Raw genomic sequence first — 24,890 nt, 5'->3', positions numbered from 1 at the left:
GGTTAATTTGCGCAATCCTCGCGGGCGGTGTATAACTTAATTATATCGATAGCGGAGGGAAATCACCAATGACACTACCATTACAAATATCTGCAGAGACCGCGCTTAAGCTGTCCAAGCAGTTGAATGTGCCCGTGGAGCACCTGATGCATATGCCTAAGCATATTCTGTTCGAGAAGCTTACTGCATTGGCCAAGGCCGATGCCGATGCAGCCGCCGCGGGTGAATCGACAGGTCCAGACGCTGCAAAAGGCTCTGCTGAATCATGATTCCATTCGAGCGAGCCTGGCCTTATGATCTCATTATGAATGATGTGTACATTCCGAATTGCCCCTTCTGTGGGGAGGACAATGTGCTCGTCGCACTGCGTCCGGAAGAGATTAAGGAAGTTCAGGAGGGCAAGAAGCGGCTGCTCATCTTCCCGTGCTGCCGCAACAAGGTCACACTTGTCGATGCCGACCGCGATTACCTGCTGACTACGCAGACACTGCGCAAGCTGGGACAGTGAGGCTTTGCGGCGGAGGGGGGTCTGACGCTGGGGCTGTAGCATCACATCCTGATGCTACGTCTTCGGTGAAGCCTCCTTCAGACGCTGCAACGCCAGATTTTGGCGCTATTGCTCCAAACTAACCTACTCTGACGCCTGCAACGCCAGATTCTGGCGCTATTGCTCCCAACTAACTTACTCCTGAGCAATAACGCCAGATTCTGGCGTTATTGCTCCTAACTAACCTCCTCCGACGCCTGCAACGCCAGATTCTGGCGCTATTGCTCCTAACTAACCTCCTCTGACGCCTGCAACGCCAAATTTTGGCGCTATTGCTCCAAACTAACCTACTCTGATGCCTGCAACGCCAAATTTTGGCGCTAATGCTCCTAACTAACCTCCTCCGACGCCTGCAACTACTGATTTTGGTTAGTTGGAGAGCTGCAAGGGGCGTCGCGACCCTTACAGCTACTGATTTGGGTTACTTGAGGTGCTGTAAGGGGCGTCGCGACCCTTACAGCTACTGATTTGGGTTACTTGAGGTGCTGTAAGGGGCGTCGCGACCCTTACAGCCACTGATTTGGGTTACTTGAGGTGCTGTAAGGGGCGTCGCGACCCTTACAGCCACTGATTTGGGTTACTTGAGGTGCTGCAAGGGGCGTCAAGACCCTTAGAGCCACTGATTTGGGTTACTTGAGGTGCTGTAAGGGGCGTCTCGACCCTTAGAGCCACTGATTTGGGTTACTTGAGGTGCTGCAAGGGGCGTCTCGACCCTTACAGCCACTGATTTGGGTTACTTGAGGTGCTGTAAGGGGCGTCGCGACCCTTACAGCCACTGATTTGGGTTACTTGAGGTGCTGTAAGGGGCGTCGCGACCCTTACAGCCACTGATTTGGGTTACTTGAGGTGCTGCAAGGGGCGTCTCGACCCTTAGAGCCACAGATTTGGGTTACTTGGAGGGCTGCAAGGGGCGTCACGACCCTTACAGCTGCTAATTCGATTTACTCTAACAGCTGCAAGAGGCGTCACGCCCACAGAGCAGCTAATCCACATACCAAGAGGAGCTGCAAGCGGGCACCATGCCCGCCATACAGCTCCTCCACTCCTTACCCATTCCGCGAGCTAAGCCAGTTTCGCCCCTGCTTGGGCGCCCCGCCAGCCTCGCCGGCGAGCGCGGTCAAGGCGGCCAGCTCCGCGGCCGCCTTCGCCTCCTGCTCCTCACGAATGACCGTCCACTGCTCCCGGGACGCTCGAATCATCCCAGCGTCCGTGATTCGCTTATCATTAACTACCCGCGAGAACCAGCGAACCGCCTCATTCGGCTTGTCCAGCCTGCGGTTCAGCTCCCCGATCAGGAACATCAGCTTCGCATCATTCAGCGAATCCGCTTCATTCTCGAACACTTCTATGTACGATTCCATCGCGTACTGCAGGAACCTTGCCTCCTGCTGCCCATTCTCATCATACCGATAGAGCCAGCCGAGATGGTGAAGGATGCCTGCGATGATCCGCTCCTTCTCCCCTATGGCCTGAGCGGTCAGCAAGGCCAGCTTGTAACACTCCAGCGCCTGCTCCAGACTTCTCTCTCCGCCATACTCTCTTCCTGCCGTCCACCGCGAGCCGATCCGAGCCATATACGCCTGCTTCTGCTGCTCGCTGATCGCTGCCATCCCGTTCTCAGTCGAGGCGAAGCCGCAATAGGGGCATACCTTCACGACATAATAGTCGGGGTTAACCTCTGGCTTGTAATGCCCGCAGAAGTCAGCATCCACCCTCTTCGGCTTCTTGAAGCTTGGTCTAACCTTGGACGTCGTATAGGCTCTGCTGCAGCAGAGGCAATTCTGATTAGTCTCATATAGCGGTTCCATCTTCGGTTCACGTCTCCTAGTCTGCTGGTGTGTTCACGAAGTGATGGGCAGGTCCGGACAGCCGATCAATTAATAGGTCTCTGAGCTCGGCAGGCATGCCAATCTCCACGAGCGCACTTCTCATACAGCCGAGCCAAGCTTCCGCCCGCTCCGGAGTTATCGGGAAGGGAAGATGCCGCGCACGCATCATCGGGTGGCCATAGGCATCCGAGTACAAGGAAGGTCCTCCTAGGAATTGAGTCAGGAACTGGTACTGCTTGTCCATCACGGGATCTATATCCTGGGGAAAAAGCGGCCCAAGCAGCTCATTCTGCTGAACCTTCGGATAGAACGCCTCCACCATGCGTCTCACCGTCTCCGCCCCGCCTATTGCTTCATAAATTGTGTTATACTGATTCATCGTCATAATCAACTCCATAAGTTAGGTAATAAGTATTATACCATATCGCCTATCACAGCCTAATAGGGATGCTCGCTTCCAGCGAAGCGATGCATCCCTATGATCAGTACCCGGCCCGCCTGAGATACGCTCTGCTTGCAGCAAGCTCCTGGAATGGATCTGCCTGATGCTCATCCTGCTCTACGAACACCCATCCATCGAACCCCGCCATCTCGGCCTGTCTCAGAACTTCAACAACATCAAGTCCGATGTTGCCTTCTCCTAAGATGCAGAACCTCCCCCGCTCGCTCCAGACCGGCTCAGATTCCGACACGGAGAACCAGTCCTTCACATGAATGACTTCTATTCGATCCCCATACTTCTTCACAATCTCCACGCAATCTCCGCCCGCCGCTGCCAGATGGGCCACATCCAATATTAACTTACACGCTGGACTTCGCTCTAACAGCTGCTCCAGCTGCTCCTCCGTCTCCACACTTGTTCCCATATGATTATGATGAGCCACTCGAATTCCCCAGCGCTTGCAAGCCTCTGCCTGTCTATTAATCTGCCTGCATACAGTATCCATATCCCAATCGGCAGCAGCTGCTGTCCATACGTACCCCTTGCCTAGCGCAGCTGTCCATTGGATAGACAGCTCCGGGCTAGGGCAGCGAACCGTCGCATAGTCCATTCCCATTCGGCGAAGCAGGGAAGCTCCTCTCAGCGCTTCCTCCGCCCCCCATACGGATAGCCGCTCTATGCCGGCATATCCTATCCTCTTCAGCTTAAGCCATCGTTCCTCCGAGTCGTAACAGCCTCCGTCCCATACGTTTAGTCCGTAATCGGCAATGCCTATTTTCATGACATGATACCCTCGATTCTGTGGAATTACATCTTCAACCCGGTTGTCACTAATCCGTTAACGAAGTGCTTCTGGAAGGCAAGGTACACCACAATCATAGGAAGGGCGGTAATGCTGCCAATCGTCATGACCTCGCCTAGATTCACATCGAACTGCTGCGCGAACAGAGCAACCACAATCGGCAGCGTACGCATCTCATCCGAATTCGTCACCATCAGCGGCCACATGAAGTCGTCCCAAGCAGCCAGGAAGCTGAATATGCCAAGAGTAATCAGTGCCGGCTTAGCGAGGGGCAGAACAATGCGATAATAGATCTGGAACTCACTGGCCCCGTCAATATGAGCAGAATAGTTAAGCTCCATTGGAATTCCCATGAAGAACTGTCGGAAGAAGAATACATTATACGTGCTGACTAGAGATGGAACAATTAAGGCGTAATACGTGTTGATCCAGCCCAATTCATTGACAATCATAATTCTCGGGATGAGCGTTAGCGATCCTGGAACGATTAACGTAAGCGTAATGAATTGGAACAGAACCCCCCTTCCGGGAAAAGGAATCTTAGCAATCCCATAAGCCACCAACGTAGAGAACAGCAGCGTGCCTGCCGTTATCGAGCATGCCGTAACCAGGCTGTTCATCGTATTCCTCCAGATTGGCATCGTGCTTGTCAGCCGCTCGAAGTGCTCCAACGTTAATCTGGATGGCAGAATACGCATCTCAATAATCTCAATCGATGGCTTGAATGTGTTGATGAGCATCCATAGGAAGGGGAGGAGAAATAGAAAAGCAATCATCGCGAGCAGCATATAGAGCAAGCTCTGTGACAGGAACCGCTTCATCGGCATATGCATTCGCATCCTTATTGGTAATGGTCTTCCGTCTTCACTAACCGCCTTACCAGTATCGTAGTCAGCATAACGAGCAAGCCGATCACTATGCCAACTGCTGCTGCCATGCCGATCCTCCCTCTTGAGAATAAGCTGTACAAGTAATAGGTAATGGTCAGCGAGGCATTGTCCGGTCCGCCTTGGGTTAGAACGAATACCTGCTCGAAGGCATTCCATGCCCCGATGCTGAGCATGAACAGCATGAAGAAGATGACTGGAGCAATCATAGGCAGTGTAATGCGTGTGAACTTCTGCAGACTCGTTGCACCATCAATCGTAGCCGAATCGTACAGCTCAGCAGAGACAGAGGTGAGAGCGGATATAAGAATAATCGTCCAGTAAGGTGCCTGCTTAAGCGCATCCACAATGGCAACTGTCGGCATCGCGGTATGAATATGACTAAGCAGGTTCAAGCTGCCTAAGCCTAGGAAGCGGAGACCTTCGTTCAGCAGCCCATTGTATCCGAGGATGCTCTTCCACATCATGGCATACACCACGCCAGCAGTAACGATAGGCAAGAAGATCATCGTCTTCCACACTGCCTCGAATCGCAGCTTGCGGTTCAATAGATAAGCGAGCAGCAGAGCGGTTAGGAATAGAGTAGGAATGTGGAAGAGTACGTAGATTAACGTATTACGAATCGTTAGCAGCAGGTCGCTGGAGGAGTCTGTGAACAGATAAGTGTAGTTATAGAGAGTTAGTCCTGACTCACTCGTCCGCTGCATAAGTCTAGTATTATGAAGCGATAGATACAGGGCATACAGGATTGGCCACAATCCGAAGACAGCGAACAGAATACACCAGGGGGAGACGAACACGTAGCCAATCCAATGCTTCCTGAACCTTCTAACAAGATTCGAATTCATCCATGTTCACCTCTACTTCTGGTACATCGTCTCCTTGGACACCTGATCCTCGGCTACAATCTGCTTAAGCTTATCCACAGCTTCCGTAACCGCTTCAATCGGAGTTGCTCTTCCAGCAAGTACGGTATCGAGTGCAGGGGACAGATTCTCATTGACCGCTGAGTAATAGTAAGGGTCTCTCGTGTAGATCTCTGTATTCTCAAGGTTGTTATAGATGGCAGCTACCTTGTCTTCCTTCAGCTCCGGCGAATCATAGACAGACTTAAGTGCCGGCAGCTCCCCGAGCTCCTGATAGATCTTAAGCTGCGCTTCAGCGGATAGGAGGAACTTAATCACCTTCCAAGCCTCTTCTGAATGCTCGGTATTCTTCGCCATCATGATCGTGCGCCCGCCAATCGGCATGTAGTTCGTCGTTGCCTTGCCCAGACCGAGCGTAGGGAACGGGAAGATGCCCCATTCGTTCACGACCTTGCTCTTGTTCGGGTCATCCAGAATCTTAGCCATATAAGGACCGTTCAACATCATGGCCGTCGTCCCCGTTGGGAAGATATCCTGTGTCCGCTCAGGAGGAGCAACCTTATGCTTCAGGATAAGCTCGCTAATTAGTCCAATGGTCTTCGCGTAGGCTTCCTTGTCTACAATCACTTGCTTGCCATCCTCAGAGATGAAGCCTTCCTTGGGATTGCCGGTAATCGACCAGTATAGTCCATAACCGAAGTTGTAGTTGAAGTAGCCGCCTCTGCCCGAGGTTGCCACTTCAATGCCATACTGATCAGCTTGGCCGTCACCGTTCGTATCCTTCGTCAGCTTCTTGGCTGCCTCCACTAGTTGGTCCCACGTCTTAGGAATATCCTGATCAGTAAGCCCTGCTTCCTTCCATAGCTTCTTGTTATAATAGACGGCTGATGGATTCGATCCGTATATAATTAAGTTATGAACCTCGCCGTCTCCCATCTTGCCAGCCTCTACAATCGTCTGATCCAGATCCTTCACGAGCTTATCGAAGTCATCGAAGGTACTGAGAGGTTGCGTGATGCCAATATCCGAGTAGGAGGTTCCTTGGACCGGGTTGGAATCGAACAGATCAGGCAGCGTCCCCGCAGCCGCAGCGTTGATGATGGCATCTCCTCCGCCTGTGACGGAAGGGAAGCCTGAGATCTTAAGCTTGATGTTCGGGTATAGCTCTGATACTCTGCTCTCGACGAATTGCTGATATTCCGGGTCGGCTGAGCCCCAATAGGTGAGGGTCACCTGATTGGAGGAGTTGCCAGCTCCATTCGAACAAGCGCTCAGGACTAGACAGATGAACAGAGCAATGATGGTGTGAAGCTTCATCATCCGTATTCTCATCATAGGCACCCCTTAAGGTTAATTGAGACACGAGACATGCAGACACTTGCTTACAAGGGTTGATAGACTGGCTTGCTCAATTGGGAGGATTAGTAGTGAGACGGGTGGGTGGAATAATGAGGAGATGGACCTGCCAGAGGTCAGGGTTAGGCGTGGCAGGTGGACTGTCCACGTAACCCTTAGCTAGTTAGATGGGCAGCCTTGCGCTGCTGGATTGCCTAACCTCAAGCGAAGAAGGAATTGTCAGTTGCGGATTGCATGGCTTCTTCTGTACCAGGTTGAATAGTAAGTCGAATGACTGAGCGGCCAGCATCTTCTTAGGGAATCTAACGGAAGTTAGCGGCGAGAGGGCAATATCACATAGGGAAGAATCATCATGACCGATAATCGCAACCTGGTCGGGTATAGAGCAGCCATTATTAATTAAGATGTTCATAGCTCTAATTGCAATGATGTCATTGAAGGCCACAATTCCATTAATGGAGTGCTGGGCTACCATCTCAGTCAGCTTGTGCTCGTAATTCGAATCATTGTCATACAACTGGCAGGTATGAATGTCTGCTAGCCGCTCTGCCGCTCGATCGAATCCTTGCTTGCGCAGCCGGGCATGATAGCCGTCTTGTTCATCCCCGACGAATAGCATATTGTTCCTGCCTTGCTCTGCCAGATGTTGTACCGCTAGTTCACTGCCTTCTCCTTGATTGTAGATGATATAGGGGATATCCAGCATCGATTCATGAATACGATTAATGAGCACGACTGGGATTCCTGAGAGATGCAGCCTCCGATAGGCAGAAGTGTTCGGATCACTTAGAACCGGGACAGCAATGACACCCTTCACCATACGATTCGCTGTAATACCTTCGAGCAGAGCCTTCTCCTTGGAGGCATCGTTGCCTGTGAGAGAGAGGATGAGTTGGATATTGCTCTCGAAGGCAATCTTCTCAATCTCCCTTGCAATCTCTGCATAATAGTAGTCATTCGTATTCGGGAGTATGAGGGCTATTGTATTCAGCTGTGACTCCCTCGTCTGGAGATATTCCTTGGAAGGGATGTACACTCCGATTCCCCGCTTCTTAATGAGATAACCTTCGGCTGTGAGCTCGGATATAGCCTTGTTAATACTGGAGCGGCTAACCCCCATATCCTCTGCCATCTTGCGTTCAGCATCCAAGCGAATCTCGGTACCGAGCTCAGCCTTCTTCAAGACCTCCTCTCTAAGATGAAGCTTAATCTTCTGATACAGCATGGTGTTATCCATTCTCATACAGACACTCCTAAGTGACGGCATTCTAGTGGACGGTCCACCGTCCTCTTGCCCATAGTATAGGCGCTGGGAATGTAAGCGTCAACAATTAATTGTGACAGCTTGTCTTCCCGTGAACAATAAAAGCGGCCTCCGACGGTGGACACCGCTGGAAAGCCGCACAAAAAATAGTGGTCATATATAGTTGGTCATCTAGGACCAAGAGCCTATAGGGCTTCTCTTATCCTTCGTAGTCCTCTTCCCCTGGTGCCATAAGAGATTCGCGTATAACATAGACGAAAGCGCATACGAGGATGCCGGCGATTATACTCATTCTCATCACTCCAAGCATTCTAGATTGATTCTATTGTACCATAAGGTATGCCGAAAGCCAGCTTTTTTTGCAAACGTTTTCTTTACAATTATATTACAGAAGTCTTGTCCTCCCATGACATTCATAGGAGGTGTATGCGGGATAGGAACGACCGTGTCCGCTCCTGCTGCGGATGACGAAGCACTTGCTCAGGAGGCCCTTCCTCTATCTTAACCCCATTATCGATGAGGATAACCCGGTCCGCCGCCTCGCTCGCGAACCTCATCTCATGAGTAACGACGATCATCGTCATGCCCTCGCTAGCGAGCGCCTTCATGACCCCAAGCACATCGCCGACCAGCTCGGGATCCAGTGCCGAAGTCGGCTCATCGAACAGCAGCAGCTCCGGACTCGTTCCCATCGCTCTGGCAATACCCACTCGCTGCTGCTGGCCTCCGGACAGCTGGTGAGGATAGGAGTCTGCCTTCTCTCCCAGGCCCACCTTAGTCAGCAGCTCCATCGATCGGCTCCTTGCCTCTGCCTTGCTTCGCCGCTGGACGACGACTTGCCCTTCCATCACATTCTGCAGCGCGGTCAGATGCGGGAACAGATGATAGGACTGGAACACCATGCCGGTCCTTCTGCGGAAGGCCAAGATCTCGGCTGAGCTTGGCGGCTGGCCCTCTGTGAACCGGATCTCGGAGCCAGGTAGACGAAGAGAGCCTTCGGTAGGCTTCGCAAGGAGGTTAATGCTCCTTAGCAATGTCGTCTTACCTGATCCGGACGGGCCGATGATGACAATGACTTCCCCCTTCGCCGCGCTCAGGTCGATCCCCTTCAGCACTTCATTGCTCCCATAGCTTAGGCGGATATTGCGCATCTCGAACTGTATGGTCATCCTCCGCTACCCCCTTCCTCCTGCATACCGTTCGAACCGCCGCTCTAGCTGCTGCTGCAGTACCGATAGTACGCTGCTGAACAGCAAGTAGATCAGCGCCACTTCGCAATAGATGAGGAGCGGTTCGTAGACGACGGCAGTAATCTGCTGCCCCTTCTGGAACAGCTCGGTCATCGTAAGTGTCGCGGCGAGCGATGTATCCTTGAGTAGACTAATGAAGGAATTCGCCAGCGGAGGGACGGACACGCGTGCGGCCTGAGGCAATATAATTCGTCTCAATGCTTGCGTCCTCGTCATGCCGATCGCATATGCCGCTTCCCACTGCCCCTTGTGGATGGAGAGAATAGCTGCGCGCATAATCTCGGAGCCGTACGCACCCACACTGATGGAGAATCCGATGACGGCAGCCGGGAAGGCGTCGATGGTCAGTCCCAAGCTAGGCAATCCGTAGAAAATAATAAACAACTGAACGATCAGCGGTGTTCCTCGAACGATCCACACATAGAAGCGAGCAATCGCATGAAGAACTCTCCAGGAGGAGAGCTGTGCGACAGCCGTCAGGAAGGCCAGAGCGAACCCGAGCACGAAGGAGATGATCGTGAGCGGAATCGTGAAGGCCATTCCTGCTCTTAGCAGCGGCAGCAGGGAATCTAGGAAGATGGTGAGAAGATGCTCGGTACGCTCACTCATGGATGGAGGCATCCCCTTGCTTCATGAATTGGAGAGAATGGCGACGTCTACTTGGAGACATCGGCTCCGAAATATTTCTGCGAGATGGTGTTGTACATTCCGTCCGACTTCATATCAGCTAAGGCTTCATTCATGGCTTCGACCAGCTCCTTGCTTCCCTTACGTACCAGGATTGCACTCGTGCTGCCTTCATCCGTCTCATCGACGACCTTGATCTGCGCGTCTGGCCGCTGCTTCTTGAAGTCGAGGAACGAGAGATGATCATTGATGGTGGCGTCGATGCGCTTCGAGAGCAGCAGGTCAATCGCTTGATTGAACCCTTCCACCTGCACGATCTCTGCCCCATTCGCCTTGGCAATCTGCGTCAGGTTGCTCGTCAGCGACTGCCCGGACTTCTTCCCCTTGAGATCTGCCAGCGACTTGATGTCGCCATTGCTCTCATGCACGATGAGCACAGCCTTGGAGACGATATACGGATCGGAGAAGTCATACTTCTTCAGCCTGTCTTCATTAATAGATACCTGGTTCGCTACCGCATCGAATCGATTGGCATCGAGGCCGGCAATCATGCCGTCCCACTTCGTCTCGATGAACTCCGCCTTCACGCCCATCCGCTTCGCGATCTCGCTGGCGATCTCTACATCGAAGCCGGTAAGAGCTCCATTGCTGTCATGGAAGGAAAAAGGCGCGTAAGTGCCTTCCGTCCCAATCCTAATCTTGCCGTTGTCTTGGATGGTGTCGAGCTGCTGCTGGCTTGCGGATACGCCATCTTCATTATTCTTCGCTCCGCAGCCTGTCGTCAGCGCTGCCAGGACTGCTGCAATCGTGAGGAGCAGCAGCAGCTGGCTGCGGGCTTGCTTCCCTTGCCTTACTCTCTTAATCACATGGTTGAGCATAGCTGGTTCTCCTTCCGCCATAAGTGATGCCTCTGTCTAACTCATAGATTGCCCCTGAAGGATGAGAATTATCCCAATTAATGGGTAGCCTCCGAAGGGGCAGTGATGGATAGAGAGCTTGTCGCATATAGTGGGAGAGAACGGCTGCATGGACTCGTTATTCTGCTATTTTCTACATAGCTTAGGGAGGTTGGTTGACGTCATGTTGAGAGTGCTCATTCATCCCGCTTCCGTAACCGGCCTCGGCGCTCTGCTGATTGCTGTGCTCATGGCCCTCTATCCTGGACAAGCCTTGGCTTCCGCTGCAAGAGGCCTGTCGATCTGGTGGGAAGTGCTGTTCCCCGCCTTATTCCCCTTCTTCGTCCTGTCCGAGCTGCTGCTCGGCTTCGGTATCGTGCACTTCTTCGGGCGAATCCTCGATCCGCTCATGCGCCCTCTCTTCCGACTGCCGGGCATCGGCGGGTTCGTCGTGACGATGGGTTATGTATCCGGCTACCCTGTCGGTGCCAGGCTAACGGCTCAGCTGTGGGAGCAGAAGCTCGTCAACCGGGCGGAGGGGGAGCGCCTAGTTGCCTTCACAACAACCTCTGACCCCATCTTCCTCATTGGCGCCGTCTCGGTCGGCTTCTTCCACAACGTGGCGCTCGCTCCGCTGCTCGCGGCAGCCCATTATGGGGGTGCCTTCCTGCTCGGCCTGCTCATGCGTTTCCATGATCCGCATGCCCCTGCGAGCGAGGGAGTTAGGGGGAGGCTAATCACCCCACCGCCGCATGCTGACGGGGTTAGTGGGACAGGCGCGCTTGCAGGCAGCCGGAGGCGGAGCCGTCTGTATGAGGCGATTAAGGCGATGCATGAAGCGAGACTGCTGGACGGCCGAGGCTTAGGCAAGCTGCTGCAGGATTCGATCCAATCGGCCCTTCGTCTCATGATGGTGGTAGGCGGACTTGTCGTGTTCTTCTCTGTCGTGATGGAGATGCTGACGCGTGTTGGGTTCGTGGAGGGGCTGGCTGAGGTGGTACGGCTCGTGTTCGGGATATTCGGATTGCCGGGGCAGCTTGGGGATGCGGCGGTATTCGGACTGTTCGAGGTGACGCTCGGGGCAAGAGCAGCGGGGGAGGCGGGGACCGGGTTAATGCATCAGGCAGCCATTGCCGCATGGGTGCTGTCATGGGGGGGCTTGTCGGTTCACGCCCAAGTGGCTAGTCTGCTCAGCCGGACGGACCTGCGGTACAAGCCGCTGCTGATCGCGAGGCTCGTCCATGCCTTCTTGGCTATGGCCTTGGTGTATGTGCTGTGGGGCTGGCTTGCTCCGTGACAGCACAGTGACTGCTCCGGTGACTGCTCCGTGACAACCTGTCTTTGTCGATTGTATTTCGAAGGGAATTCCGATATCATCTTAGGTAGCTATGATACCGGAAGGGGCTTGTTCCTTGAATTACGTCATTATTGACCGAGGCGATCCGTTGTCCAAGCAGCTCGCTGAGCAGTTCCACCTGCTTGCTGCTGAACGGGGACTATCCCGCAACGATGATGCGCCTACGATTGTTATTTCTATAGGCGGCGATGGGACGCTGCTGAAGGCTTTTCACACGTATGTGGATCAGATTACCGATGTCGCCTTCGTTGGCGTGCACACGGGGCATCTCGGGTTCTACGCCGATTGGAAGGCGGATGAGCTGGAGGAATTGGTGCGCATGATGACCGATCACGAGCCGCGCATGGTCCGCTACCCGCTGGCCGAGATTCAGGTGGAGACACCGGAGGGCACGAAGCACTATCTGGCCGTGAACGAATTCACGCTGAAGGGCGTCGACGGTACACTCGTCGCTCAGATCAATATTAATGATGAGCTGTTCGAGATGTTCCGGGGCGACGGCATCGTCATCTCTACCCCTTCGGGCAGCACGGCTTACAATAAGAGTCTAGGCGGAGCCGTCGTGCATCCTTCCATTGAGTCACTGCAGATCGCAGAGATTGCTTCAATTAACAACCGCGTCTATCGAACGCTGGGCTCATCCGTGCTGCTGCCTCAGCATCACCATGTGGACATCATGTCCAGCAAGGATCAGCGGATGCTGCTGACGATTGACCACTTGAACATCCAGCGGAGCGATATCCGCTCCATTCGCTGCAGTGTCGCTACTCGCAAGATCTGCTTCGCCCGCTACCGCCCCTTCCCATTCTGGAACCGCGTCCGCGAGGCGTTCCTGGATTATGATGGGAAGTGAAGTAAGGGGCTGAGTAGACCCGAATGACCCAGCCTTCAAGGCTGACGGAACTCAGGCGCTCCAAGCCGCATCTCGAGCGCCTGAGCCAGCACATGAGACGGCTGCAGTCCTCTCCACTGCTGTACGACATCCCCCTTCTCATCTAGCAGGAACAGATGAGGAAGCTGCCGAGCCCCGTAATCAAGCCTGACCTTCGATCCCTCATCCACCAGTACAGGGATCGGCGCCAGTCTCCAGTCATACTCGAAGTTGGTCCAGGCTTCTCTTGATTGCGCAGCCGATGCTCCGGCAGACGGCTCACCAATGATGACCGATTGCATTCCTCTCACTCCATACTGCAATTGAACACTCTTCAACTGATTGACCTGTGCTCGGGACGGAGCGTCTAATTGCGGATCATGACTATCCGCTCCTAAGAATGCAAGCAGCACATGCTTACCCGTATACGTCTGATTATCCACCTTGTCCCCTCGAGTGGACTCGAGCAGGAAGCTTGGCGCAGTTGACCCGGCATCCGGCAGCTTGCTTGACTCCTTCTGCACACAGCCGCTCGTTATCTCTCCAAGCAGCAGCAGTAACAGCAGTACGGCTATTCCTCTCAACTGCATCACTTGTTCCTCCTAAGCATTCGGCCTCCCCATCACTGGAGAGGCCTTATTAGTCTATTACTTGGTTAATCGGATATAGTCGATACCGAGCTCATAATCGCTGCTGGAGGCATGCTTGCCAGTCACGGTGAAGCGAACCGTATGATTACCTGTCGTGCTGAAGGTAACGTTGCCAACCGCAGTCACCGGATACGAAGCGCTGGCCCCGTACTGGTCGAACGGGGATCCGACATTGACTCCGTCTACCGATACCTGATAGGTGCCTCGATTATAATTATTCTTGTTGCCCACGACCAGCGCATAGGTGCCTGTCTCACTAACAGGGATCGTATACTCGATGTAATCGCCTGCCACGTTAGCATCGTAACCGCTGAAGGAACCCCCGCTTGCATTGCTGTCTGAATAGTTCGCTGTATAATCACCTGAATTCGTATAGCTCAGCTGCTCGGCTTCCGCCAATAGGCTTACTGCACCGCTGAACTCATGCGCTCCAATGTCATAGCCGCTCCCAGTTGGCAAGGAATTGCCGAAGAAGTCCTGGCTGCCCATCGTTCCTACGTTCGCGCCAGCATTGATAGCCGGTGAGGCTGATTGCAGCGTGAAGGAAGTCGTCGGGAGCCCTACGCCGTGATAGGTCGGATTGTTCAGCTGAGGGTTCGCCGTCAGACTGCTGCCGTCCTTACCGCTACCCGACTTGTAAGCCGAGAAGCTAGTATAGCTTATGCCGTTGTAGCGGAAGCTGTGGCTTCCCGTCGTTGAGTAATAGAGATTGTTATTGTTATCGTACACATTGCTCTGATTGGACACCATGCCGCTGACTGTGGAGTAGATCAGATTGTTCTTGAACAGCCGGGTGTAGCTGCCAGTTAAGTAACTTGGGTTCTTCTCGACGAATGCTTCGCCGTAAGCGCCGCCTGTATTCGGGCTATGGTAGACGGTATTATTGTAGATACGGACCGAACCGAATGTGCCATTGTCCCATTGACTAATGTAGATGGAGCCTTGTCCGGCTCCGTTCGCTCCTGCTTCGCGCCCGTTATAGGCAAGGACATTGTATCGAACGATGGCTTGATCTGTTACCGCGTCACTGCTAGTAAGTCCCTTCGAATTAGCGGCGAATACAGAGATGCCATAACCGTCATTATCATGGGCGTAATTATACTGATACGTATTATTCTGATTGTAATAATCAATATCGAAGCCGCCCCCGTCAACGCCCCAGGAATGAGCAAGATACGATTCATTGTTCTGAACGACGGCATTATTCGTCCACCATGTCCAGATGCCGTTCGGCGTCGGCCAGCCAGTGCCCGGGGTCGTTGCCTTGCCTGTCTCGTAGGCAACGTTGTTCTCGATGAGCACGTTCTCTGCACAAGCAATGAGAATGCCATTGCCGTACGTATTGTGAGCTGTGCTGTTGCGGACGATGATGCCGCTGCTCTTCGTCTCGTTCGCGCCTCGAAGCGCAATCCCTTGGGCTTGCTTGATGTTATAGACGGTAGCCCCGTCTACAATCACGTCGTTCAGCTTCGATCCGGTAATATTGAAGAGCCTGAATATAATGCCGCCCATATAGGGATCATTAGACGTTCCCGTGACATCCCGTACGACTACATTGTTAATCCGGAAGTAGGTATACGTCTGGTTGTTGAGATCCGACGTGACGACGATCCCATACTCACTCCCGCCCTTAACCTCAATGCTGGCGATCTCCCAATATTGCTGGTTCAGCAGCTTCACTCCGAAGGTGCCGCCGCTTCCGTCGATGAGCGGCAGGCTGCCTGAGCCATAGGCGCCGATCTTGATCGGACTGCCGCTGCTGCCTGAGCCCTTAGGCTGCAGCGCGCCTGCGAAGGTGCCTCCGCGCTTGAACAGAATCTGATCACCTGGCTGGAAGCTCGTGATACTATTCACCTTGCTGATTGTCTTCCAAGCACTTCCTGTGCTCGTACCGCTGTTGCCGTCATTACCGCCCACATCATCTACATAATAGATCGTTCCGGCGGCATGCACCTGCTCCGCTGGCTGCAAGGCCACTGTACTTGCAAGGAGCAGACAGATGCACACGACAACCATATACCTAAGACTCATCCTTCTACGATTCACCATAGATAGCTTCATAAGTTCCCACCTCTGTTTAATAAGATATATGATCGCAGGTCTGTGCGCCATCTCGTACGATTCGCCTCCTTCCTTAGCCTGCCTCTCAATTGTAAGCCCTTTCATAATGTTCTGTAAGGAACATTCTTTTGATATATTGGTACGATTTTTGGCTGCAAAAGGCTGCTTCCCCAGGCATTCAGATCATTCGATCTGCGCTAGGAAAACAGCCCTTCTAACTACCCCTTAACAGCTGAGCTTGAGATGCCCTCAATAATGAATCGCTGTCCAATCAGAAATACAATAATCATCGGCACGAGACCGGCCGTCGCTGCAGCCATCATACCGTTATAGTCGACATTGAACTCCATCACGAAGTTCTGCATACCTAGCGGTACCGTGTACAGCTCTTCACTGATGAGGAAGATCAGTGCATCCTCGTAGTTGTTCCAGTGCCAGGAGAAGTCGAGAATAGCGAGCGTGGCAATCGCTGGCTTGGCCAGAGGCACCATGATCTGCCCGAAGATGCGGAAGTGTCCCGCTCCGTCTATGAAGGCCGACTCTGTAATCTCATGCGGAATTCTCATAAAAAACTGACGAAGCAGAAATACGCCGAAGATGGTAATCATACCGGGCAGAATGAGAGCCCAATGCGTATTGTAAATGCCCATCCAGTTGAACATGATGAACTTGGGAACGAACAGAATCTGAGGCGGAATCATCATCATCGATAGATAGACCATGAACATGGCCTTGCTGCCTCTGAATTCCATCTTCGAGAAGCCATACGCGGCAAGAGCAGCTAGCAGTACGGCGCCAATCGTTCCAATTATTGAGATCTTAAGCGAGTTGTAGTAATACTTAACGAAGCTATTCTCGCCCGTCCACACCCTGATGTGATGCTCGAGCACAGGCTGATCGGGAATCCACTGGATGGGATAGACGAATACTTCTGTCGGGGTCTTGAACGATGTGCTTACCATCCAGAAGAAGGGAAGCACGGTCAAGATGCCAAGACTGAGCATGATAGCGGTGAAGAACCATTTTCTAACGCTGAGTCGGGCACGCTTGGCTCTGAGACGGACGGTTGGTTGTTTTATTCTCTGTGTATGTGTATTTGTTTGCATCTTGTTCACTCCTATACTGGCATCCTAATAATGGACCCACTTTTTCTGGGCATACCACTGAACCGACGTAATAATAAGGATGCAGCTGAACAGTACCCAAGAGATGGTAGACGCGTAACCCATCTCGTAGTAACGGAATGCCGTTTTGTATACGAAGATGGACAATAACGTTGTGCTGTCGCCCGGACCGCCGCCGGTTACCGCCTGTATGAGCCCGAAGGTCTTGATGGTTGATATGAAGCCCGTTATGAACAGCAGAAGCGTAGTCGGACTGACCAGCGGCAGCGTAATATGACGAATGACCTGTCCGTACTTGGCACCATCTATCTTGGCTGCTTCGAGCAGCTCCGAAGGAATCTCCTGCAAGGCCGCCAGGTAAATAATCAACGCATAGCCGATGTGGAACCAGATGTAGATGATGTTGATGGCATACATCGCGGTCTCAGTTGAAGACAGCCAGCCCGGGCCTGTGAAGCCGAACCATTCAATGGCCTTGTTAATCGGTCCGCCATTCGGCTTGAACAACAGCATCCAGACGAAGGCAATGGCAACACCGTTCATGACGTAGGGGATGAAAAACATCGATCTCAGCGCATTCTTGAAGTACACGTTGTTGTTCAGCACAATCGCCAGTACAAAGGCAATTCCGATAAAGACCGGAACCGTGGTTACGAACAAGAGCGTATTGCCGAGCGATGTGTAGAACAGCGGATCGTCGAATAGACGCTTCAGGTTATCCAGACCGATGAAGGTCGGGGACTCTCCGCTGAAGAAAACCCAATCCGTAAACATCAAATAAAAGGAATAGAGGGCGGGGAACAAGTAAAACAACAGGACGCCGATCATGCTGGGTCCGACAAACACGTAACCGAGCAGCCGCTGCCGCTTGGACCAATTCATACTCATATAGGTTCCTCCTAACGAGATGGAGGAAGTTACAGGTAACTTCCTCCATCATCATGCATCCGATTATGGTTTCAGCAGCTCGTTGTGTCGTTTAACCAGATTCGTTACGAATTGATCCGCGTTCTGATCCTTCAGGAAGTACTTCTCCACTTCTTCCTTGCGTGCATCAGCTAATTTCTTCTCAATCGCATTCTGGAACTGCTTGCGCTCAACGAACAGCGTGTTCTCAATGGACGGCTTGTCGTAGAGAGTCTCTACACCCTTGATCATCTCGGATACAGCCGCTTGCTTATCGACGATATTGGAGGCAGGAACTCGGCCACCGGCTACTAATGGCAGCATCCCTCCGTCAGCATACCATTTCAGGAACTCCCATGCTTCTTTTGTATGCTTGGACTTGGCGTTGATGGACACCCCATCCCCTAGACCACCCTCGACAGCGAAGTTAGCTTCTTGACCAGCCAAGCTTGGAATCGGAGCCGTTGCAACGACGAAGTCACGTGGGAAGTCCTTCAGATTGCTTGCACTCCGGAAGATCCAGCTGCCAGCGCCCAGCATAGCTGCCTCGCCTTTGAGGAACATCGTCGATACGTCCATCTTCGTAGCCAGCTGCTCGCCAAGTGCCGGCATCGATTTGTCTACATGCATCATGTCATGGTACGTCTGCAGGGACTGCTTAACAGCTGCGTTGTCCAACTGGGATTTTCCGTCTTTTACATAATTACCTTGCAACACGCCGTCCATCTGGTGGAACATTGTCCAGTCATACGCTACATACCCGTAACGCCCTTCTTTGGTCAATGCTTTTGCATATTCACGAAGCTTCTCTAGCGTCCACTCCTTAGGCACTTCCAGACCGGCTTCGTCTAATGCGTTTTTGTTCAGCCAGATGAAGTTTTTGTTGGCCGTTGTCGGCAAGGCATGGAACTTATCCTTGATCTTCCAGCTGCCTGCGAACTCCCCCATCTTACCTGCAATGTCATAGTCGCCGAAGGTTCCAAGATCAAGCGCCGTGCCGGCGTTAGCGCGCTTCTCCAGCAGCTGCATATTGTAGTTGACGTATAGGTCTACATCCTGTCCCGTCATGAGAGCCGTATCCAGCTTCAGATTGCCCGCATCATCGTTCACGTATCGAACGTATTCCACTTGAATATTAGGATTGGCTGCATTCCACGCATCGACAACAGCCTTCGGTCCCGCTTCCTCCGGAACAGCACCCCACATAACGAGCTTCACCGGCTCTTTTGTATCTTCTTGCTTGTTCGTTGCCGTATCCGCTTCCTTGTTCCCGTTGCCAGTAGCTTGGCCGCCATTGTTGCTGCCGCCGCAAGCGGTCATAAATACGCTTACAATCATCATCATTGCGACTAGAGTCAAGAGCCTGTTCTTCATCTGTTGTAACCCTCCCTGTTTGGTCTGATGTCATTATAGCAAGTCTTATCGGGTAAGAGGCTCAACGGTTTTTAGGCTTATTAGAACGATTTTTGGATGTTGTGGATGTTCATCAGGCTGCCTCTAGCCATTGCGCTTATAGACAGTCGGGGTATCACCGGTCCATCGCTTGAATATTTTGTTGAAGTAGTTCTCGTTGGCGAATCCGACCTGTTCACTAATCTCCCGCATCGTTAGGTCTGTCGTCTGCAGCAGCAGCTTAGCTGCGTCCACTCGGGTCTGCTGGACGAAATGGATAAGGGACACCCCTGTTTTTTTCTTAAACAGATCACTCAGATAGCTTGCGTCCATCACGACGAGTTCAGCCATTAATTGAAGGGTAATCACTTCCGGGTAATGCTGCTGCACATACTGGATAATTCGATTAATTCCCGAATGATCCGTCATTCGCCCGTTCGGCTGCGGGCCAGCATGCTTCATAATGCTCAGTGCTTGTTGGTGACGGTGCTGCTCCTGCAGCTCTCTAGTGATCTTGGCCAGCACATCAACCAGCGTCAGCTGATCCATTGACAGCTTGAGCATATAACTGCTTGCCCCGTACTCCAATGCCTGACGGGCATACTCGAATTCATTCATGCAGGTCAGCATGACGAATCGTCCTTCATAGCCCGTCGAGCGCGCTTGCTTCAGCAGCTCGACACCGTCCATCTCCGGCATGATGATGTCTGTGAACACGACATGAGGCTGAATGTCGCGGATCTTCTGAAGGGCCTCCGCGCCGTTGCGCGCCTCGTCCACGACGACGAAGCCATAATCCTTCCAGTTAATGATACCCCTAATATATTGGAGCGCCTCGCGCTCGTCTTCAACCAATAATACCGTCCACATGGTCCAGCCTCCTCGTTAATGCGGTGCAGAGAGCAGCAGCGGGAACTTCAGCCGGACAGCCAGTCCCTGCTCCAGATGATGAATAGACATTATCCCATCTTCCTTGAAGATAAGCTTCAACCGCTCTTGAATGTTCTGGTGACTAATGCCGGCACGGGACCTTCTCATCCGATTGGAATGGGCCGCTTCCCACCCAACACCATTGTCTGCAACCTCAAGCACCAGCATCTGCTCTTCCTGGTAGGCTCGCACATGGATGATGCCAGAGCTCGTCATCTGCTTGAAGCCATGGACTAGCGCATTCTCAATCAGCGGCTGAAGGCTGAACTTCGGTACAAGCGCATACGCTAGCTCCTCATCATAATCGTAGAACACCCCAATATCGTGCTCGAATCGGAAGGCTTGAATATTGAGATAGGCCTTAACAACCTCTATCTCCTTGCGCAGATGGATCATGTCCTTCTCCGTATTCAGGCTGACCTCCAGCACTCGGCCGAGTGATAGACAGATATCATGGATTTCCGGAGCGCTGCGACGGACCGAGATGCTTTTGATCGTATTCAGTGTATTCAGCAGGAAGTGAGGGTTCATCTGCGCAAGCAGCACCTGGAATCGCACCGCTTCACGTTCCTTGGCCTCCCGCTTCAATCGCTGCAGCAGATGTTGAATATCTTGGATCATTCCATTGAAGCTTCGGGCAAGCGATCGCAGCTCACCTCTGAACACTTCCTCGTTCAAGGACACCAGCAAGTTGTTATTCCCTGCCTGGCTCATCTTCCTCTCCAGCAGCTGAAGCGGCTTGGTCATCGTTGAGGATAAGAAGAAGGTAATCAGTACAAATGACAGGGTCAAGAGCAGAAACGTGATAATCGAGGACTGCTGCAGCTCATTCAGCTCCGCAAAGAGCACCTCATTAGGCACGGACTTGACAATATAAATGCCGAGTGAGGGCACTACCGTGTAATGCAGCAGGTTCGAACCCTTATTATCCGTAAAAGACTCTCTCTCCAGACCGGACTCAACAATACGTGTCGTAATCTGGGAATCCGTCTCTCTCAGCTCATTAGAGGCGAGCAGCACGCGGCCTTCACGGTCAAGAAGCATATAAGAGGTTCGCGGCAGTCCCTTGCTGGCAGTCAGTGTATGGAACCATGCCTGCATATCGATGCTAGCGCGGTATAGTCCGGCAACATTCAGCTGGTGATCACGAATACTGCCATACAAGGTTGTGAGAATCGGAGAACGAGAGGTCTCCTTGGACAAATAGTTGACTGTATCCGCTTCCCAGAACCCACTTGGTTCTTGCTGCTGAAGACGAATGGACCACGGCTCAGCCAGAAGAGCTGCATGATTGAATCGCTCTCTTGGGATAAAGGTCGCATACACATTCTGTCTCATGTCCATCAAGGTGAAGTAGACGGGCGGACTGGACAGCAAGAAGCTGTGGCTAATACTGAGCACCTTGTTCTCCAGCTCTGCCTTACGCTCCAGGAAGGAATAGGTATCCGGCCGCTGCAGCATGTCCAGCACGGTCGAATCCCGTTCCAATAGGACCAATGCCTTGGAGGCAATGCCCATGAGGTCCTCAAGGGAGCTTCGGAATGAGGTCATCGTCTGAGTATCCTGCTCGCTGATCTTCTCGCGGAGCAGATCCTGCGTCGTACGATAGTTGGAATAGTTAATGATTGAGAACGGAATAAGGATTAATAAGAGGAAGCTGACGAACAATCGATAACGCAGAGAGGAAGGAAACCATATCAACCGCAACTCATCACCCCGTCATATGATAGATACCTCTTGCCAGTAAGAGGCAACTCACATTATAGCAAGGATTGACGAATATTGCCCTAACTTATTGCCCGCTTATTCCCCGCCCCACAGCTGGAACTGCCTGCGGTAATGCAGAGGGGCGAGGTTCGTCTGCATACGGAAGAGCCTTGTGAAGTAGTTCGCGTCAGCAAGTCCCAGCTCGCAGGCAATCTGAGCCACCGGCTTGCTCGTCCGTATAAGCAGCTTCTTGGCGAGCTCCATCTTCAGCCGATGAACGAACTGGAGCGGAGATTGCCCCGTATGTCGAATGAACAGCTTGCGCAGCTGCGATTCGCTCAGCTCCGCCAGTTCGGCCAGCTCGCTCACCTTAGGCATCCAGTCCGAATGACAGAGCAGATAGTCAATAACCGTAAGCACTCGCGGGTCGAGTGCGGCATTATCCTTGACGCCCGGCGCAGCGGCAGCGCCTTCGTTGTAGGAAGCGGCGGCGGAACTAGACCCAATCTCGGCAATATTGGACTCCTCCAGCAGCAGCACAATTAATCGAAGCAGCTCAGCTTGCATGCGCATGGGCAGCAGCACGTCTAGCCCCGCTTCACCGTTCGAGAGAGCGAGCATCTCTTGAACAACCGTCTGCATGCGAGCAGACGGGTCTTGGAACAACACAGGCAGACCAAGGACTTGTGCCCAGCTCCGGGTCTCGAGGAAGGTAATAGTTGCCTCAAGATTAAGGCTGGTCAACCGAACTCGATCGGTTGAAGCTTGGGTGGTAAGGATACTTCCGGCGGGAATCAACGCGAGCTGACCAGCATGGCAAGTGTACCCCGTTCCATCAACTTGCATGACGAATTGACCTTCCTGTACATGCCATAGCACCGTGTGCTTAAGCCTATGCCCTGACAGCTTCCATCTATAATCTAATTCATAGGGCTGAATATGGATATATCGTACCTGCAGTGATTCTAAGAATAAGGAATGAGGACGCATGGATTAATCGGCTCCTTAGTAGTCTTCTCTGGCTATACGGTTCCACAGACGCTCCCCAATCTCCTTCAAGACAAGTGATTGCTGCCACCGATCAGATATCTCCCGGCCATCAGTACAAGTTATCGCATATGGCGCTGGCCCGAGCTCGCATACGAATGGGAAGCGGTCCCCCTTCAAGGTTGAGGTGTCCGGTGCCGCCAAGGGAGCAGGACCACATCCTGCTTCCCGGCTATGCTTGCGCCTCTGCTCCTTCAGCCAGGCGCGCATCCCGTACGCCCACCATTCGGCATATAGCTGCACCATCGGGTGATCGCCTTGACCGCCGATGTCGATCTGTATCTGGTGGCCATTCGAGACACGGGCATGGATGCAGGACGTCCGAGCTAGCAGCTGCCGCAATAACGGCTCGCTCACTTCGCAGCCTTCCTTCTCCATAGCGGATGCAGCGGCATAATGCGACAGGTCCTGCGTAAGCCGAAGTGCTGGGACTGCCTCTACTAGGGCTGTCGTTCGCAGTAGATCCTGTGTTACCCGTCCGCGATGCGTCTCGAAGTAGATCGGGATATCAGCCGCTCCTGCCTGCTCGATATAGGAGATGATCATTCGGCAGGCCCGTTCCGCAGGCAGATAAGCCCCCATCACCTGGGCATTGACATAGCAAGCTCCCAGCGATTTGGCCAGGCGCAGCTGGTCGGTTAGATCATCGCCTTCCTTCGGGAAGGGAACGAGCTGGACACCATAGCTGAACCGATAGTGGTCTAATAGTCGGCACCACTTCACGGCATCATAGCCAGCCTGTGGCATGGGAGCTAGAATGCCGGAGAAGCCGGCTTCCGCCAGCTTCTCGAATCGTTCCTCTATCGTCCACTCACGACCCTCCTTGCCAAGTCCGCTCATCGCCCACCAGGACATCTGCACATCCAGCTCCGCCTGACTAATCAAGTGCGCTCCTCCGGCGGTAAGCCTGCAATCGCATCATTGAGATGCAGACGATCCTCGCCATGTACGAGGAATGTCTTGATGCGGCTCGTATCGCCAGACCATTCCTCTATCTTGAACTTAACCTCAGGCGTCGTATAGCGAACCGAGAAGGCAACACGCGGAATGTTCGAGAAGTTAGGCCCTGATCCGTGGAACGTCGCTTCGTTGAAAAAAGCCATCTGACCAGGCGACATCTCCAGCGCTACTGCCTTCGCCTCATCTACTTGATCCGCTGACAAGCCTTCAGCAAATGCACTGTCCTCGTCACCTGTCTGTACATGCTCTACGGCTAACTGATGTGTGCCCGGAATGACCTTAAGACAGCCGTTCTCCTCAATGGACCAGCCGAGGCTAACCCACGCCGTAGCATTGATGGCTGGCTCCATTGGCCAATAGTTGATGTCCTGATGCCAGGGAATGTACTTCTCGCTGCCAGGATGCTTGTACCAGAAGTGCATGGCCCATAACACCAGGTCATCGCCTAGAATCTGCTGCATCGCCTTGATAATGCTTGGGTGTGTTGCAAGATCATAGGCCCAGCGCTTGTCATGATGCCAAGCAGACAGATTCGCATCAGTCGGTCCCGGCTCGAATGGCGACTGACCAACCGCTTCAAAAAACCTCTTGTACCCCTGCTCTGCCTCCTCCAGAGTGAATCCTTGTATCGGTCCGCAATACCCTTCCTCTTGATACTGCTCCAGTGAAAATGCTGTTCCTTGAGTAATCATATCCCTCTCATCCTCCCGCTTCGGTATAGGTTAAGTATACGAATCAGTAGGGATACCTGGCAGACTAGAGAACGCTCAATCCTAGCACATTTCAATCATCGCCATCTCATTTTGGCGATATCAGGTTTCTGGTGCTATGCAGCTCCAATCACCACTCTAACTACTTATAAAAAAAAGACGTTCCTAGTTGGAACGTCCTTTGTCACTATTTGGCTGGTTAGATTCCGATGCTGCAGCAGCTTGATTAGCTGCCAACCTCGCCGCCTTCTTGCTGCGTTCGCGGTCATGGTGATTCGGCCTGCGATTACGCGGACCACGGTCGCCGCGCGAGCCTTCGCTCCGCTCCCCGCGCTGCTCACTGCCGCCGCGCGAGCCTTCGCTCCGCTCCCCGCGCTGCTCACTGCCGCCGCGCGAGCCTTCGCTCCGC

At 52.9% G+C, this 24,890-nt stretch carries 25 protein-coding genes; 4 read left to right on the top strand and 21 right to left on the bottom strand.

Translation table 11 applies throughout. The features are described from left to right. Window positions 1-68: 68 nt before the first annotated feature. The gene (locus ACFO9Q_RS08330; RefSeq protein WP_379180696.1) at window positions 69-269 is read left to right on the top strand and encodes a YycC family protein; all 201 of its coding nucleotides are present in this window, start codon (window positions 69-71) and stop codon (window positions 267-269) included. Further along, window positions 266-508: a hypothetical protein gene (locus ACFO9Q_RS08325; protein ID WP_379180694.1), complete on the top strand. Its 243-nt coding sequence runs from the start codon at window positions 266-268 to the stop codon at window positions 506-508. The genes ACFO9Q_RS08330 and ACFO9Q_RS08325 overlap by 4 nt, the downstream gene beginning before the upstream one ends. Before the next feature lie 1,085 nt (window positions 509-1,593). On the opposite strand, the gene ACFO9Q_RS08320 is transcribed toward ACFO9Q_RS08325, so the two are convergent. From ACFO9Q_RS08320 to ACFO9Q_RS08275, 10 genes are all read right to left on the bottom strand, one after another. Further along, window positions 1,594-2,355: a DUF2225 domain-containing protein gene (locus tag ACFO9Q_RS08320; protein ID WP_379180692.1), complete on the bottom strand. Its 762-nt coding sequence runs from the start codon at window positions 2,353-2,355 to the stop codon at window positions 1,594-1,596. 16 nt (window positions 2,356-2,371) lie between these two features. Further along, complete coding sequence (locus ACFO9Q_RS08315) at window positions 2,372-2,755, bottom strand: globin (protein ID WP_379180690.1); 384 nt, start codon at window positions 2,753-2,755, stop codon at window positions 2,372-2,374. A gap of 103 nt (window positions 2,756-2,858) precedes the next feature. Next, the gene (locus ACFO9Q_RS08310) at window positions 2,859-3,599 is read right to left on the bottom strand and encodes a sugar phosphate isomerase/epimerase family protein (protein ID WP_379180688.1); all 741 of its coding nucleotides are present in this window, start codon (window positions 3,597-3,599) and stop codon (window positions 2,859-2,861) included. A 26-nt stretch (window positions 3,600-3,625) separates the two neighbouring features. Then, window positions 3,626-4,447, bottom strand: coding sequence for a carbohydrate ABC transporter permease (locus ACFO9Q_RS08305; RefSeq protein WP_379180686.1), 822 nt, complete (start codon window positions 4,445-4,447; stop codon window positions 3,626-3,628). A 14-nt stretch (window positions 4,448-4,461) separates the two neighbouring features. Further along, window positions 4,462-5,355, bottom strand: coding sequence for a carbohydrate ABC transporter permease (locus ACFO9Q_RS08300; protein WP_379180684.1), 894 nt, complete (start codon window positions 5,353-5,355; stop codon window positions 4,462-4,464). A 12-nt stretch (window positions 5,356-5,367) separates the two neighbouring features. Continuing rightward, window positions 5,368-6,708 (bottom strand): sugar ABC transporter substrate-binding protein, encoded by a 1,341-nt coding sequence (locus ACFO9Q_RS08295; RefSeq protein ID WP_379180682.1) that lies wholly within the window; start codon window positions 6,706-6,708, stop codon window positions 5,368-5,370. Between the two features lie 184 nt (window positions 6,709-6,892). Beyond that, window positions 6,893-7,972 carry a GntR family transcriptional regulator gene (locus ACFO9Q_RS08290; protein WP_379180680.1) on the bottom strand — a complete coding sequence of 360 codons (1,080 nt, stop codon included), beginning with the start codon at window positions 7,970-7,972 and terminating at the stop codon, window positions 6,893-6,895. Window positions 7,973-8,406: 434 nt separating this feature from the next. After that, a complete protein-coding gene (locus ACFO9Q_RS08285) occupies window positions 8,407-9,162 on the bottom strand; it encodes an amino acid ABC transporter ATP-binding protein (RefSeq protein WP_379180678.1) in 756 nt (251 codons plus the stop codon). Between the two features lie 6 nt (window positions 9,163-9,168). Continuing rightward, window positions 9,169-9,852 carry an amino acid ABC transporter permease gene (locus ACFO9Q_RS08280; RefSeq protein WP_379180676.1) on the bottom strand — a complete coding sequence of 228 codons (684 nt, stop codon included), beginning with the start codon at window positions 9,850-9,852 and terminating at the stop codon, window positions 9,169-9,171. A gap of 47 nt (window positions 9,853-9,899) precedes the next feature. Next, window positions 9,900-10,748 (bottom strand): transporter substrate-binding domain-containing protein, encoded by an 849-nt coding sequence (locus ACFO9Q_RS08275; protein WP_379180674.1) that lies wholly within the window; start codon window positions 10,746-10,748, stop codon window positions 9,900-9,902. A 202-nt stretch (window positions 10,749-10,950) separates the two neighbouring features. On the opposite strand from ACFO9Q_RS08275, the gene ACFO9Q_RS08270 reads away from it, so the two are divergent. Together ACFO9Q_RS08270 and ACFO9Q_RS08265 are read left to right on the top strand one after the other, a co-directional pair. Further along, window positions 10,951-12,063, top strand: coding sequence for a nucleoside recognition domain-containing protein (locus ACFO9Q_RS08270; RefSeq protein WP_379180672.1), 1,113 nt, complete (start codon window positions 10,951-10,953; stop codon window positions 12,061-12,063). 115 nt (window positions 12,064-12,178) lie between these two features. Next, window positions 12,179-12,976, top strand: coding sequence for an NAD kinase (locus ACFO9Q_RS08265; RefSeq protein ID WP_379180670.1), 798 nt, complete (start codon window positions 12,179-12,181; stop codon window positions 12,974-12,976). Between the two features lie 35 nt (window positions 12,977-13,011). Here the strand turns inward: ACFO9Q_RS08265 and ACFO9Q_RS08260 are convergent, their stop codons facing one another. The 11 genes from ACFO9Q_RS08260 to ACFO9Q_RS08210 all read right to left on the bottom strand — a co-directional run. Then, complete coding sequence (locus tag ACFO9Q_RS08260) at window positions 13,012-13,584, bottom strand: peroxiredoxin family protein (RefSeq protein WP_379180668.1); 573 nt, start codon at window positions 13,582-13,584, stop codon at window positions 13,012-13,014. 57 nt (window positions 13,585-13,641) lie between these two features. Continuing rightward, window positions 13,642-15,705 carry a choice-of-anchor Q domain-containing protein gene (locus ACFO9Q_RS08255; RefSeq protein WP_379180666.1) on the bottom strand — a complete coding sequence of 688 codons (2,064 nt, stop codon included), beginning with the start codon at window positions 15,703-15,705 and terminating at the stop codon, window positions 13,642-13,644. Window positions 15,706-15,923: 218 nt separating this feature from the next. Then, entirely contained in the window at window positions 15,924-16,811 is an 888-nt protein-coding gene (locus ACFO9Q_RS08250; protein WP_379180664.1) for a carbohydrate ABC transporter permease, read from the bottom strand. Between the two features lie 24 nt (window positions 16,812-16,835). Further along, window positions 16,836-17,717, bottom strand: coding sequence for a carbohydrate ABC transporter permease (locus tag ACFO9Q_RS08245; protein WP_379180662.1), 882 nt, complete (start codon window positions 17,715-17,717; stop codon window positions 16,836-16,838). Between the two features lie 63 nt (window positions 17,718-17,780). Next, complete coding sequence (locus tag ACFO9Q_RS08240) at window positions 17,781-19,109, bottom strand: ABC transporter substrate-binding protein (protein ID WP_379180660.1); 1,329 nt, start codon at window positions 19,107-19,109, stop codon at window positions 17,781-17,783. Between the two features lie 123 nt (window positions 19,110-19,232). Further along, window positions 19,233-19,997: a response regulator transcription factor gene (locus ACFO9Q_RS08235; protein WP_379180658.1), complete on the bottom strand. Its 765-nt coding sequence runs from the start codon at window positions 19,995-19,997 to the stop codon at window positions 19,233-19,235. A 15-nt stretch (window positions 19,998-20,012) separates the two neighbouring features. Continuing rightward, a complete protein-coding gene (locus ACFO9Q_RS08230; protein ID WP_379180656.1) occupies window positions 20,013-21,758 on the bottom strand; it encodes a sensor histidine kinase in 1,746 nt (581 codons plus the stop codon). Between the two features lie 102 nt (window positions 21,759-21,860). Beyond that, window positions 21,861-22,754, bottom strand: coding sequence for a helix-turn-helix domain-containing protein (locus tag ACFO9Q_RS08225; protein WP_379180654.1), 894 nt, complete (start codon window positions 22,752-22,754; stop codon window positions 21,861-21,863). A 15-nt stretch (window positions 22,755-22,769) separates the two neighbouring features. Beyond that, window positions 22,770-23,696, bottom strand: coding sequence for a sugar phosphate isomerase/epimerase family protein (locus ACFO9Q_RS08220; RefSeq protein WP_379180652.1), 927 nt, complete (start codon window positions 23,694-23,696; stop codon window positions 22,770-22,772). Next, a complete protein-coding gene (locus ACFO9Q_RS08215; protein ID WP_379180650.1) occupies window positions 23,693-24,463 on the bottom strand; it encodes a phytanoyl-CoA dioxygenase family protein in 771 nt (256 codons plus the stop codon). The genes ACFO9Q_RS08220 and ACFO9Q_RS08215 overlap by 4 nt, the downstream gene beginning before the upstream one ends. A 183-nt stretch (window positions 24,464-24,646) precedes the next feature. Continuing rightward, window positions 24,647-24,890: hypothetical protein (locus ACFO9Q_RS08210; RefSeq protein ID WP_379180648.1), on the bottom strand; the 244-nt coding region annotated here is incomplete at its 5' end.

The organism is Paenibacillus sp. GCM10023252 (genome assembly GCF_042653305.1).
Lineage (GTDB): Bacteria > Bacillota > Bacilli > Paenibacillales > Paenibacillaceae > Pristimantibacillus.
The sequence above is the reverse complement of the archived record's forward strand: the minus strand, read 5'-3'. Positions and strand labels throughout refer to the sequence as shown.